The sequence below is a fragment of the Arthrobacter sp. Y3225116 genome (assembly GCF_059091245.1).
Window position 1 is genome coordinate 12,872 of sequence record NZ_JBNHGL010000004.1, and the last position, 12,295, is coordinate 25,166.

General features: G+C 60.1%; 10 protein-coding genes. 4 read left to right on the forward strand and 6 right to left on the reverse strand.

Features of this window, described 5'->3' with window-relative positions:
- Positions 1–9 precede the first annotated feature (9 nt).
- Positions 10–1,320, reverse strand: coding sequence for a hypothetical protein (locus AC5RV2_RS01075; RefSeq protein ID WP_494090774.1), 1,311 nt, complete (start codon positions 1,318–1,320; stop codon positions 10–12).
- A complete protein-coding gene (locus AC5RV2_RS01080) occupies positions 1,320–1,730 on the reverse strand; it encodes a PEP-utilizing enzyme (RefSeq protein WP_494090775.1) in 411 nt (136 codons plus the stop codon). The genes AC5RV2_RS01075 and AC5RV2_RS01080 overlap by 1 nt, the downstream gene beginning before the upstream one ends.
- A gap of 121 nt (positions 1,731–1,851) precedes the next feature.
- Between AC5RV2_RS01080 and AC5RV2_RS01085 the strand changes: the two genes are divergently transcribed.
- From AC5RV2_RS01085 to AC5RV2_RS01095, 3 genes are read left to right on the forward strand one after another with little or no spacing between them, the layout of a single operon-like run.
- Positions 1,852–3,288: an aldehyde dehydrogenase gene (locus AC5RV2_RS01085; RefSeq protein WP_494090776.1), complete on the forward strand. Its 1,437-nt coding sequence runs from the start codon at positions 1,852–1,854 to the stop codon at positions 3,286–3,288.
- A 36-nt stretch (positions 3,289–3,324) separates the two neighbouring features.
- On the forward strand, positions 3,325–4,407 hold the full coding sequence (locus AC5RV2_RS01090; RefSeq protein ID WP_494090777.1) for an alcohol dehydrogenase catalytic domain-containing protein: 1,083 nt from the start codon (positions 3,325–3,327) through the stop codon (positions 4,405–4,407).
- Positions 4,408–4,410: 3 nt separating this feature from the next.
- Complete coding sequence (locus AC5RV2_RS01095) at positions 4,411–5,097, forward strand: histidine phosphatase family protein (RefSeq protein ID WP_494090778.1); 687 nt, start codon at positions 4,411–4,413, stop codon at positions 5,095–5,097.
- A 106-nt stretch (positions 5,098–5,203) separates the two neighbouring features.
- On the opposite strand, the gene AC5RV2_RS01100 is transcribed toward AC5RV2_RS01095, so the two are convergent.
- From AC5RV2_RS01100 to AC5RV2_RS01115, 4 genes are all read right to left on the reverse strand, one after another.
- The gene (locus AC5RV2_RS01100) at positions 5,204–5,452 is read right to left on the reverse strand and encodes a hypothetical protein (protein ID WP_494090779.1); all 249 of its coding nucleotides are present in this window, start codon (positions 5,450–5,452) and stop codon (positions 5,204–5,206) included.
- Positions 5,453–6,277: 825 nt separating this feature from the next.
- On the reverse strand, positions 6,278–7,249 hold the full coding sequence (locus AC5RV2_RS01105) for a DUF7064 domain-containing protein (protein WP_494090780.1): 972 nt from the start codon (positions 7,247–7,249) through the stop codon (positions 6,278–6,280).
- A 219-nt stretch (positions 7,250–7,468) separates the two neighbouring features.
- Complete coding sequence (locus tag AC5RV2_RS01110) at positions 7,469–9,277, reverse strand: PEP-utilizing enzyme (RefSeq protein WP_494090781.1); 1,809 nt, start codon at positions 9,275–9,277, stop codon at positions 7,469–7,471.
- 376 nt (positions 9,278–9,653) lie between these two features.
- A complete protein-coding gene (locus AC5RV2_RS01115; protein WP_494090782.1) occupies positions 9,654–11,285 on the reverse strand; it encodes a pyruvate, phosphate dikinase in 1,632 nt (543 codons plus the stop codon).
- A 157-nt stretch (positions 11,286–11,442) separates the two neighbouring features.
- On the opposite strand from AC5RV2_RS01115, the gene AC5RV2_RS01120 reads away from it, so the two are divergent.
- Positions 11,443–12,258 carry a tyrosine-protein phosphatase gene (locus tag AC5RV2_RS01120; RefSeq protein ID WP_494090783.1) on the forward strand — a complete coding sequence of 272 codons (816 nt, stop codon included), beginning with the start codon at positions 11,443–11,445 and terminating at the stop codon, positions 12,256–12,258.
- Positions 12,259–12,295 lie beyond the last annotated feature (37 nt).

Genomic DNA, 12,295 nt, shown 5'->3' on the forward strand with positions numbered 1-12,295 from the left:
ACTCCTTCGTCACTTGCCGGGATTCGCAACATGGGGAAACCCGTTGCCGAAAAGCAGGACGGGCGTCAGGATCTCGGCGGCGCGTTCACTGGTCAGGACCGGCCAGGCCGCGGTGGCATTGGGGTGGATAGCGTCGAAGCCCTCTTCCTGGAACTTGCCCCAGATCCCCACCTTCGAGGCGTGGGGCAGGAGGAACTCCCGGGTGTAGACCATGACCCCGTCGCGGATCTTTTCTTCCTTCGACTTCTTGGCAAGCACCTTGTACATCTCGAGCGTTCCGCGCTGTGCATGGTCGGAGATGCTCGTCATCTCCTCCTTGGACAGGATCCTGATTTCATTCATCGGCGTGTCGATCTTGTCTCGGGCGAAGACAACCCCGCCCTCGAGATAGTCGAGGTAATTGGAGGGTTGCGTGAAGGTCGTCTGGATCTCGTTGACGGTGGCCGATACTTTTTCGGACGAGAAGACCATTACCTGCGTGACTGCATACGGCAACCCGGCCGCCACACCGGCCCACGGGTAAGCGGTCTCGTTGAGGAAGTGGTCGCGTACGATGGCAAACCGGCCGCCGGGCAAGGGGTACGGTCCCGTATCTGCCATGCCCGCGCGGCAGTCGTAGTGCAGCATGAAGCCGAAGAGCTCGGTCCTAGCGTTGAACTTGCGGAAGGCGGCAAGATCCTCGGGATCTTCCAGCGGCTTCACCTGATCAAGCAGCGTCTGCAGCACATCCGGAGCGAGGGTGGGTACGGTGTACTGCCGCCCGGACACGAATCCGCTGCCGCCGCCCCACGTACCGTGCTGGAGCCGACGCCCGAACTGGATGATGGCGTCCAAGTCTTCACGCCGTGCATCGGGCGTGTCTTGCTCAAGCTCAATGCCGATGCCTCGCCCCAGGATGGGGCACACCGAAGCCGCCCAGTTCCGAGTGACGTTGACCTTTGTCCCGATCTCCCGGCTCGAGGTCTTCGCCAAGTCGAGAAGCCCGTCCACTCCGATCTCGTCCGTGAGCATCCGGATAAACCGGGGGTAGTTGTTCCATTGCTGGACGAACGAAATGGTCTCATACTCCTGGCGCGGGATGAGTCCGGACTCCCCTTCGGACGCTCGTCCGCGGATGAAGTCAAACAAGTTCCACGCCGCATAATCAAGCCAGCTATTGACCTCAGCGGCGCTGAGGTCGTCCCGTCTAACATCCTCGTCGGTGGTGTCCATGAACGGCAAGGCGACACGGGAGCGCATTTGCTTGTCACCTTCGATGCCTTGCGGCACTTCGCCGAGGAATGCGGAGAGGTATTTCTCAACGTCTATGGTTTCCGACATCAGTTCGCCTCTACTTCGGCACCCACCAGGAAGACCTGGCCTTCTTCGCCGGCGATATCCAGCCGGACCCGGGTCCCGTCCGCCGGGATGGTTTCACCCCGGGAGGTGGAGATCCCTTCGCTGAAGGTCGTGGACATCACGCACGGAATCCCGAACTCGCGGGAGAGGATGCCCAAGTGGCTTTCGGGCGCACCTTGAAGTGTGATGAGGCCGGCGACGCCTGCCATGAGCGCCGGTGACATGAAGGTTGTAGTTCCCCCGCGGGAAATGATCACTGTGGACTCAACGTCAGGGCCCTCGACGAATTCCAGGACTTCGTCCGGGGAATCGAGGAAGCGGATAGTGCCCGTAGCACCTTGCTCGGACGTAAATGCCTTGATGCCCGAGCCGATGAGCTTGTGCTGCTGCATTGTTGCCTCCAACGCTGGATTCTGTGAAACACATCTGATTATCGGTAGGACCATTGGAATGGACCAACTATTTAGGTATTATGTGATTCGTACAACATCTTGTCAAGAAGGGTAGTTGCTCATGATTGACCAACACGACGACGTGCATATCGGCGGTCGCTGGCGTGCCTCCCATTCCGCACGCCGATCAGTCGTTTTGAACCCGGCAACCGGGGAGGGATGGGCTTCCGTTCCAGATGGGGATCGGCATGACATCGATGCCGCCGTAACCGCGGCACGCGAGGCGTTCCCGGCATGGGCCGGCACAGCGCCGGGGGAGCGCGCGGACCTGATTCTTCGATTGGCGGACCAGATCGAGGCGCGCGCGGGAGCGCTAAGCGAACTCATCACGACCGAGAATGGGACACCCATTGCTGAAAGCAGTTCTGCTCCCGGGCACGCAGCTGCGCACCTCCGTCATGTTGCCGGCCTCGTGAGCCTGCTTACAGATGCTGATGTTCGCTCCAACCCGATGGCCCCGGGAGCATCAGTCGTACAGAGGCGTCCTTTGGGAGTGGCAGGCCTTATCACTCCGTGGAATTTTCCGTTGGGCCTCATCATCGTCAAACTGGGCCCGGCTCTGCTGGCCGGCTGCACGGTAGTCCTGAAACCGGCCCCGGAGACTCCCATGGCAGCCCGCCTCCTCATGGAAGCAGTGGAGGCTTCCGGGTTTCCCCCTGGCGTCATCAACCTTGTTACCGGTTCGACCGAAGCCGGCTCGGCGCTGGTTGAGCACCCGGGCGTTGACAAGATTTCGTTCACAGGCTCGACGGACGTCGGCCGTGCTATCGGTGCCGCATGCGGGCAACTGTTGCGCCCCGTGACCCTCGAACTCGGAGGCAAGTCCCCGGCCGTCGTTTTGGATGACGTAGACCCGTCCGTGCTCGCCTCGAACATCCTCCGCGTTTCCATGCGCAACACGGGACAGACATGTAAGGCGTGCACCCGTCTGCTGGTCCCTGCCCACCGGCATGACGAGTTGCTCGACCTCGTGGCAGACGTCGTATCATCAGCCCCGATCGGGGACCCATCCGATCCGGCAACGTTCTTCGGCCCGCTCGTCTCGGAACGCCAGCGCGATCGAGTGCTGCGGTACATTGACATCGGGCGTGCCGAAGGTGCCAAGACGGTGGTGGGGGGTGGGGTTCCCGCCGGGCTGGGCCGCGGGTTCTATGTGGAGCCGACAGTCTTCCGGAACGTGACCTCCGACATGCGCATCTCCCAGGAAGAAATCTTCGGTCCAGTTCTCGCTGTGATTCCATACTCAGACATCGATGAGGCCGTCGCCATAGCCAATGACTCCCCCTTTGGCCTGGCTGCGACGGTCTTCGGAGCCGACATCGAACGTGCCCGGACCGTCGCTGGCAGACTCGACACGGGCAATGTAGGGATCAACCATTACGGGTCGAACGCCTCAGCACCGTTCAGTGGCCACAAGGCAAGCGGTCTCGGTACCGAATTCGGGCCAGAGGGCCTCGCGCAGTACCTCGCCTACACATCGATCCATCTTGAAGACTGACCCCGAAAAGACGAACAACCAGAGGAGACAGACAACATGAGAGCAGCAGTCATGTGGGAAGCAGGCACCCCCTTCGATGTCCGGAACGTTGACATCTCCGCCCCCGCCGCCGGACAGGTGTCAGTAGAAGTACGCGCGTGCGGTATCTGTGCATCAGATCTGTCACTGACCACGTCCTTCGGGCAGCCCACGCCTGTGGTGCTCGGACACGAAGGCGCGGGCGTGGTAACCAAACTCGGCGAGGGCGTCGAGAATATCTCGGTCGGCGACCACGTGGTAATCGTCTGGGTTCCCCCATGCGGCCGCTGCACCGCGTGCCGCCGAGGCGACGACTATCTCTGCGCCAACCGCCGCTCATCGGCGGATGCGCGTGCGGGCCACGAATCCCTCCGGCCGTCGCCCTTGAGCATCAGCGGTCAGCACGTGCATCAGGGCATGGCGACCTCCACGTTTGCAGAACAGACCGTGCTGCCGGCCAACGCGGTAGTTCGCATCGACAGTGACGTACCATTCGACGTTGCTGCGATGATGGGCTGCGCGGTGCCCACCGGCGTGGGAGCCGCCCTCCGAAGTGCTCGAGTCCAGCCAGGAGACAATGTCGCTGTGATCGGCTGCGGCGCCGTGGGACTCAACGCCATCATGGGGTCGGTGGTCGCCGGCGCCGCCCGCATTGTTGCAGTCGACCCGATGCCCGCACGCCGTGAATTCGCATTGACCCTTGGAGCCACCGAGGCAACCAGCTTTGATGAATTCTCGGGATCGGTCGCTGATCTGGACATTGTCATCGATGCAGTCGGTCATCCGCCAACAGTTCTCGCCGCATGGAATGCCGTGCGTCGAGGGGGCAAAGTGACAGTTGTGGGAGCCGGGCGTCCCGACCAGGTGGTGGAGATACCGGCCTACGAACTCTTTCACGACGACAAGAAGCTTACCGGCAGCTTCCACGGGGGAATCAGCATGCACCGCGACCTACCCATGCTCGTAGGGCTCTGGAGAAACGGACGCCTACCCATCGAGCGTTTGATCAGCGGGACTGCGAGCCTTGATGACATCAATGAAGTCGTGAAGGCGCAGCAGTCCGGATCGGTGATCAGGACCATCCTTACTCCGGGGCGCTGACCCATGCCCACTCAGCGACTTCTGCTTCTTCGGCATGCTCAGACTCCCTCCAACGTCCTCGGCCTGCTCGACAGCCGAATCCCCGGACCTGACCTGACTGACCTTGGCCGCGAGCAGGCGGCAGCTGTCCCCGGCGCGCTAAGAGGTTATCCGGTCAGCAGTGTCACGGCGTCGTCCATGGTGCGCACGGAGCAGACCAGTCAACCGCTTGCTGATGACCGGCAGCTCCCCGTCGCCGTCGAGCATGGCGTGCACGAAATTCTCGCGGGTGACATGGAAATGGCAGCGGGAGGCAACGCCTTGGCCCGCTACGCGAAGATCGCATGGAGCTGGGCGGCAGGCGACCTTACTCCTCGCATGCCAGGTGCCGAAAACGGGCACGAGTTCTTCGATCGTTTTGACGAGGTCGTCGACCGAGTAATGAGGCGCGACGAGGAGCTGCCCGTGATCGTCAGCCATGGGGCGTCAATCCGCGTCTGGACGGGCCTGCGATGCCAAAACGTATCCGATAGTTTCGCGGCCGACATGGAACTGCACAACACGGGTTGGGCGCTGGTCGAGCGGTCTGCCAGCGGAGACTGGAAGCTCCGCACATGGAATGCCTATCCCGCTGGGGGAACAGCGTTGCACGGACGCAGCGGCCCAAGTGATGGACCAACTGGCTCCCTTACCCAGAATGACCTGAGCTAGTGAAAATTTTTGCTGTTTCTGGGGCCCGGAGGCATCAGGCCGCTTTGCCGGTGCGCGGGGCGGGGCGTAGCAGAGTGGCGAACCTTGCCGCCCGGGATGTCCGCCGTCACCGCATCGTAGATGCGGTGACGGCCAGGGCGGAAACAGAAGAGTCGAAGCGTTTCAGTCCATACGTCGCCCTCGTTGTGGCGCGGCAGTCAGTTTCGCTCCCGCCGGCGCCACCGATGATCCTCAGTGAACCGACATAGGGCTTAATTCGGTTCCAGAAGCGACAAATGTTGCCGCGCATGAAAATCTGCCCATGGATGGCCATGAAAGTGACCGCTGGCGCGCAATTGAAACTGTCACTCGCCATGAAACGGCCAACTCCTTACTGAACAGACCGTGTCTTAAGCGGTGAAGCCTCTCCCCGGGTCTGGTGGCGGTGTCTAAGCGCACCGAGGCTAAATCAGGAAGAGGCCCGGTATGAAGTTTGACGGAGAAGACAGGGGATTCTTGCTGCGTTCGACCTGAGCTGGTCGCTGCGGGCGCAGGGAGTATAGTCCGACTGCTCTCATCATTTTGTCGCGAGGACGTGGCTGGCCGGGATACCGGACGTCCGATCGACGAGATCGAAGAACTTAGCCGATGTCCCATGGGCAGGATGTGCTGACCGACAACTAGAAACGTCAGCACTTGCATGTGGCCGGGTGCGGGCAGGCTCTGAACTTCCCCGCATTACGGCGTGAGCTTGCTGACCTGCAGGCCAGCCGATCCCGCGACGAGAGGCGGCGGCGAAGCAGCGGTGAAACCGGCTGAAGCTGATCTCGCCCTCACCGACATGAACTTTTCGTGTCGATTCCTCGCCTCGTCTACCGAGCTGGAGACCGCGTGCGAGCTCCATCGTGTATGCACTGGCAGGCGCGAGCCGGCAGCGAGATTCGCCAAGGATTGGCCCGGGTCCACCGAATCCCGGACGCCGCATACCGTCGCGTTCGGGTTCTCCCCACGGTCCCTTGCCGGACCGTCAGGGGGATGAAGGTACGAATGATGGGTAAGGAAGAAGTCCTCAACATCGTTTATGGGTCAGAGTGCATGCCGGGCAGCAGTAGGTCACGCTGCCCGGCATGCGTTGGTTGGACGGATAATGTCGGCCGTTTAGGCGGGTAACAACCTTGGTGTCGGCGTCTCCTTTGACGGATCAGCGGTGGAAGAGTTTTGTGAAGTGCGAGTAATCGTAGAAGTCTGTACTCGTGCCGTAACCGGTCTGATTGTTCATGGTCCATTTCTTCATGACCATCATTGACATTGAACCAGGCCAGTACTCGGCCGGGAACTGCGTGATGCTCTCGCCGACGAGGTGCCATTCGTTGTCCTCGGCATCCACCAGGTCGAGGGTGGTGCGTACTTGATAAAGGCCGGTCCGTTCTGTGCGTCCCGTGCCGTTCTTGAAACCGATCGCGGATCCGTTCCGCATGAGGAAACCATGGGTCAGGTCGAGGTCGAGCGGCTGATCGAGCGGAACGGTGGGGTCAAACTGGAACATGCCATGAATTGCGAGATCACGAGAGAAGTGCGCCTGCAGCCACGTCATTGTCCCCGGCTGGTACTCGCTGCGCACGCCCCAACTGTGATCCATCGTCGACAACCAGTCGACGTCATACCGTGAGCCGTGGAGAGTGACTTCGCCGGTGACCTGGCCCGTGAGGTCGAAGTGACCACCCGCCCATAGCTCACCCGCGGAGAGATCGGTCCCCTTGCGCTTTGCCCGGGGATTCATCTCCGGATCGTGGATATCGAACGGAGCCATGAGCGCCTCGAAGGTCACTTCGACGTCAAGCGCTACGTTGTTGTGGAACGAAATGTCCCAGACTCGGTTGGGTTCACGGCAGACCACCGTGAGACCGTTGTCAAGCGAGAAATTGGTCAGGGGCTGCTTTTTCATCGGTAGGTAGGCGCGGTGGTCCCAGTAGTCGATTTCCCAGCCGGCCGTCACCTTTCGCGAATTTGCGAAGATTGCAGAGTTGACGACGCCCAAGTTCGGCCGAAAGAGCGAGTAGAGACCGACGTGAGCCGAAGCTTGCGGAATTTCAAACCCGAAATAGTTCGTTTCTGCCCACAAAGGTTCGCCGACGGGCGGCTCGTGGAATTCAGCGTCATTGTCGAGGATCATTTTTTTGCTCCGATCAGAGAGGATACGCCTTTGAATTTTTTATCTGCGCACGGTTAAGTTTCGCTTTTATTTGCTCAGTTTGCTCTTGATTAGATTGGTGCACCTCCGTTGATGGCAGTCGTTCGCCCTTCATCGCGGGAGTTTGTTGTGCAGCACTCTGCGACTTAAAGGAGTGCATAGTCCGACGAGTGCTGCACAAGCCTGTGATGACCGGCCGATTTACGGTAACTCGAGCACCGTGACGACACCGGTGTTGCCGTCGACGCTCACTTTCATACCTGTGACGAGGCGGCGGGTGGCGTATGGCACGGAGACAGCAGCGGGGATGCCAAGCTCTCGGGAAACGATGGCGGCGTGTGAGACCGGGGCTCCTGTTTGTGCGATCATGGCCCCGGCGCTGAGAAAGAGAGCGCCCCAAGAGGAGTCGGTAGTGTTGGCCACTAGGACGTCACCCGGCTCTATGTCCACGTCGTCTTCGATCGATTCGACCACCTTCACATAACCAATGTGTGTGCCTGGTGAGACTCCAAGTCCGGTCAAAGTTTCCCCGGTCGTCGCAGTGCCGACTTCGGAGTCGGGGTCTGCGACAAAGTCTTCGATCGAGGGGTACTTGCCATCGATGATGAAGGGAGGTGTCTTCTTCTCAAGCTCAGAGAGGGTCGAACGACGTTCTGCTATTGTGTTTTTCCAAGGTGATGGATCGGCCAGGAAGTCATCCAATTCGCTGTCGAGAAGCAGAAGGATGTCGGTCCATTCCTGCAGCTGCCCGCTCGAGACGAAACGGCTGCCGAGTTCCCGCATCGTAATGCGGGCCTCGTCTACAAGGCGGGTGCACTGCACCTTGGAACCTTCGCGGCCGGGCAACATAATCGACGCGGATGCCACAGCGGCTTGGAAGGGACCATGGAGATCTGTGCCTTCCAGCAGGCTCGTAATCGTTGCGATCGCTGATTCACGTTCCCCTTTATATGAGGCGGTGCGTGCCTGGGGTGATCCTTCGTTTGGCACCTTGCGGGCTCCGTCGAGCATGTGCAACACGATGTTGGGCTCGGTTGCATAGGTTGCCGAACGAAGTTCCCAAACGCTCGGACCGATGAAACCCCAGTTCGCCATGAAAGAGTCCCAACCTGCAAAGAATTCCTCGGCCTCCGGGCCGGTGAGGTTGCGGAGGCGCTGGAAGAGACCATCTAGGCCCTTGTCGAACTCTGCGCTCAATATTGCCGACGAGCGGATGATACGCGACAGTGACCATAGCTCGAAGGACTGCTGGGCGGAATCCACTTCACCGAAACCCGAAATAATTTTCGGCTCGAGGTCCGGACGACCAGCAGACTTGCAGGCTCCAGAAATAAGACCCGAGATGATCGTGGCGCCGTAAAGATTCACCATGTGCGTGGCAAATACGGGCCGCAACTCCTCGGCGAGCCACTTGGTGCGGTTAAAGAGCTCCGCGTTGGAGAGCCTGCTCAGGTCGGGCCGCGACGCAATGATCTTGTCTATGTCTGAGCGATGGCGGAGATTCACTACATCTGTGTCCGGGGCCGTCAGGATCTGATTCATCCAGGCACCCATCGCAGCTGAACGTGCTTCATTTTCGTCCTCTGGTTGGGGACGGTAGGGACGCACATCGGGGTGCTCACCGAAAAACGACTGGTCGATAGCCTCCGGCGACATACCCGGGGCACGAACGCCTAGAATACGCGAGATCGATACATTGATATAGATGTACCCACCGAACGACGCCACGCACTCGGATTCCCCTGGCCTCTCGGGGCCGAACTCCTCCTTGGCGAATGTGCCCATGCGTACCAAGGCGTCGCGGAAACCGCCTTCGTAGTCCACGCGGCCGAAGAGGCTCCAGGTGAATGGACTGGAGGCTACGGTGAACACTTCCCCTGTATTCGCCCGCGTGAAGATGGGAAATCGCTTGCTGACGACGTCATCACTCGGCCATATCTTCTCCGCCGTGCTTTCTGCAATCGCGTCTTCTTTGACGATCACAGCATTGGTTTCTTCTTTGACAACCACAGAGTCTCCTTATGAAGGGTTGTGAATAGCCGGTTATTTCTGAAATTGTTCAAGCATTTCTTGGTGGAACATTGTCCTTCTACAGACGGGGATCCAGGTGCCGTGGCTTTTTCGCATAACAAGATCGCACTGAAAGTACTGTCGGCCCGTAGGAGCCCTTTAGCCAGTAATGGGCGAAGCGACCCCCTGCCTCGACAAATTGCCCCGAAATTCGGTCGCGTGGTATTTCGCCTTCGGAGTCGCTAGTACTATGCCGGCTCGTCAATCAATTTCCTCGAAAGAGAGACAGAAGTTTTGTAGGCGCTGCACCCTCCGGGCTGGTTAGTTTGCGACGAACCGCCGGCTGGAAGCGACGGCAGGCTTTCCCTGGCCAAAGTTATGCAGGGACTTCCAGCTCCGCGGCCCAGTTCTCGAGTTCGGCCAACTGGGGGAGGGCAGCTGCAAGCAGTTCGTCCGCCGGCTCGCCATTGCGGGCGCCAACTGCACCGAGCCAGACCTGGCCGGTGGATCCGTCAATCGTGATGACGTCGCCTTCCCGGATCTCCCGCACGCCTGCGAGGAGTCTGTCCGCGTGCCAAGTGATGCCATGGGCGCCGACGACGGCAGGGATGCCCCATCCGCGTGCGACGACGGCAGCGTGACTGACTAGTCCGCCATTGGTTGTTAGAACGCCGGCCGAGGCCGACATGCCGGCAACATCCTCGGGGCTGGTTTCACGACGTACCAGGATGACGTCGCCTTCTGCCTCTGCTGCGGCGTCACTGCTCAGAACAACGGAGCCCGTTGCCCGTCCTGGCGATGCCCCCAGTCCCACCTCGAGGAGATCTGCGTCGTGGTCTGCTTCCGTGAAGTTTTCCAGTGCCTCCTTGCGGGCCCTCTCGCGCATCTCGACCGGGACCCGTTCCAAGGCTTCCTGCGGAGTGAGGCTGATGTCAGGATCATGAACGAAGTCCACAGCGGCCCGTACTGCGGCCGCGGCCCCGCGTTTTCCTGCTCGGGTTTGAAGTAGCCAGAGGCGGCCGTTTTCTATGGTGAATTCGACGTCACAAATGTCACGGTAGTGGATCTCCAAGCGGCGTAGAACGGCAAGAAGCTCTGCATACACCTCCGGCTGATGCTCACTTAGTTGCGTTATCGGCAGCGTCCGGGACGTACCGGCCACAACCTCTTCGCCCTGGGCGCGCGGAAGATAATCACCGTACGGGCCCGGTGCGCCGGTCGCAGGATTGCGGGTAAAGACAACGCCAGTTCCCGAGTTTTGTCCGCGGTTGCCGAAAACCATGGCCTGCACGTTGACTGCGGTGCCCATGGCTTCGTCGATGTTTTCCTTGGCTCGATAGGCCTTGGCGCGGTCACAGTCCCATGACTTGAAGACTGCCTCGATCGCCTCGCGCAACTGCTGCCAGGGGTCTTCCGGGACTGCGCGGCCGGCCAATGTCAGGATGCGGGCTTGAAGCGCCTCAACTGAGGCTTTCACTTCTTCCACTGTCTTGCCCACGGGCCCACCGTCGAGCTCTTCGGCCGAGATTCCCATGACCGTCGTGCCGAACATGTGCAGAAAACGGTGGAAGCTGTCCCAGGCGAACCATTCATCACCGGACACCTTGGCGAGACCAACCACCGTCCGTGTATTCAGTCCGAGATTCAAGACCGTATCGAGCATTCCCGGCATGGAGACGGGGGCCCCGCTGCGCACAGCGACGAGGAGAGGATCTTTATCGCTGCCGAAGCTCCTGCCGATTTTAATCTCCAGGGCTTTCATATGCCCAATGAGAGCGTCATCCAGCTCCGTAGGCCATCCCGTCTGGCGATACACCCGAGATACTGGAAGCGGAATTGTAAAGCCGGGCGGAACGGCCATGCCCAGTGCCGCTGTCATCTCTGCCAGGCCGGCCCCCTTACCACCAAGGATGTCGACCAGATTCCGCGCCGATACGGCGTGGTCGTGATCGAAAGCATAAATAACAGGCACTCCAAGGGGAGAGTCAAAGCCCTCGGTTCGTGTCACAGCGTCCCTTTCGTCCAACTAGGTCTATGGTATGACCATTGCAATGGGTGAGCCCCAAGATAGCATCAGTCAGAGCCGAAGGGAAGGCGAATTTGTGATTGGCATCACCGGGCTAGCCACGCGTGCCAGAAAAGTGAGAACTGGAAGGGGAGGTGCTATGACGATCGAAAACAGTCGAATCCCGATTCCGGGAACCAGCAATCTAAGAGACTTGGGCGGTTATCCGGCCGGTGATGGCATGGTAGTTGCCCGCCGGCGGTTGTTGCGCTCGGAAGTCCTTGTCGGAGAAGGCGGAAGTCGCATCCACGGGGTGTGGAGCGCCGCCAGCGCTAAACGATTCAGAGAGCTAGGCATCCGAACTGTCATAGACCTGAGGGCCGTCCATGAGGCCGCGCACACCCCGTCGTATTGGAAGCAGGCCACCGGTGCTGACGTTGTGGAACTTCCTATTGCCGAAGGCGGTGAGGGCACAGATACCAACTACATCCGCCGTCTCCTGTCCGGCGAGATGGCCCGCTTCACCGAGGCCGACCTGGCGCAATTTTACCGAGACACCCTGGATCGTCGGGCGACGACGTTCGCTGCCGCTGCTGAGCTCCTTGCCGATAGCGAACGTTTACCTGCGCTAGTGCATTGTTCGGCAGGTAAGGATCGTACCGGGCTGCTGATTGCTTTGGTGCTGGAGGTCCTGGGCACGCCTAGGGCTGTTACCGTGGCCGACTATGCCCTCACGGGGGTATTCCGTCCTAACCGCGTACGGGCCTACGCTCCGATATTCGAAGAAGCAGGGGTATCTCTCGACGATGTACGAGTGTTGTTTGAAACACCAGCCTCTGCGATGGAAAGCGCCCTGCAACATTTGGATGAACAATATGGCGGCGCTGCGCAGTACCTTTTGGAATCCGGGGGCGTTTCAATGACGGTAATCGAAGGGCTCAAGGCTGCGCTCCTGGCTCGGTTCCCCGGTGTCTGATCTGCCTGCATTGCAGTGGAGCTCCCTCGTCGTCGTC

Bases quoted from the DNA above. Each gene is read 5' to 3' on its own strand.
- AC5RV2_RS01075 (WP_494090774.1), bottom strand. From the start codon at position 1,320: ATGTCGGAAACCATAGACGTTGAGAAATACCTCTCCGCATTCCTCGGC.
- AC5RV2_RS01080 (WP_494090775.1), bottom strand. From the start codon at position 1,730: ATGCAGCAGCACAAGCTCATCGGCTCGGGCATCAAGGCATTTACGTCC.
- AC5RV2_RS01085 (WP_494090776.1), top strand. From the start codon at position 1,852: ATGATTGACCAACACGACGACGTGCATATCGGCGGTCGCTGGCGTGCC.
- AC5RV2_RS01090 (WP_494090777.1), top strand. From the start codon at position 3,325: ATGAGAGCAGCAGTCATGTGGGAAGCAGGCACCCCCTTCGATGTCCGG.
- AC5RV2_RS01095 (WP_494090778.1), top strand. From the start codon at position 4,411: ATGCCCACTCAGCGACTTCTGCTTCTTCGGCATGCTCAGACTCCCTCC.
- AC5RV2_RS01100 (WP_494090779.1), bottom strand. From the start codon at position 5,452: ATGGCGAGTGACAGTTTCAATTGCGCGCCAGCGGTCACTTTCATGGCC.
- AC5RV2_RS01105 (WP_494090780.1), bottom strand. From the start codon at position 7,249: ATGATCCTCGACAATGACGCTGAATTCCACGAGCCGCCCGTCGGCGAA.
- AC5RV2_RS01120 (WP_494090783.1), top strand. From the start codon at position 11,443: ATGACGATCGAAAACAGTCGAATCCCGATTCCGGGAACCAGCAATCTA.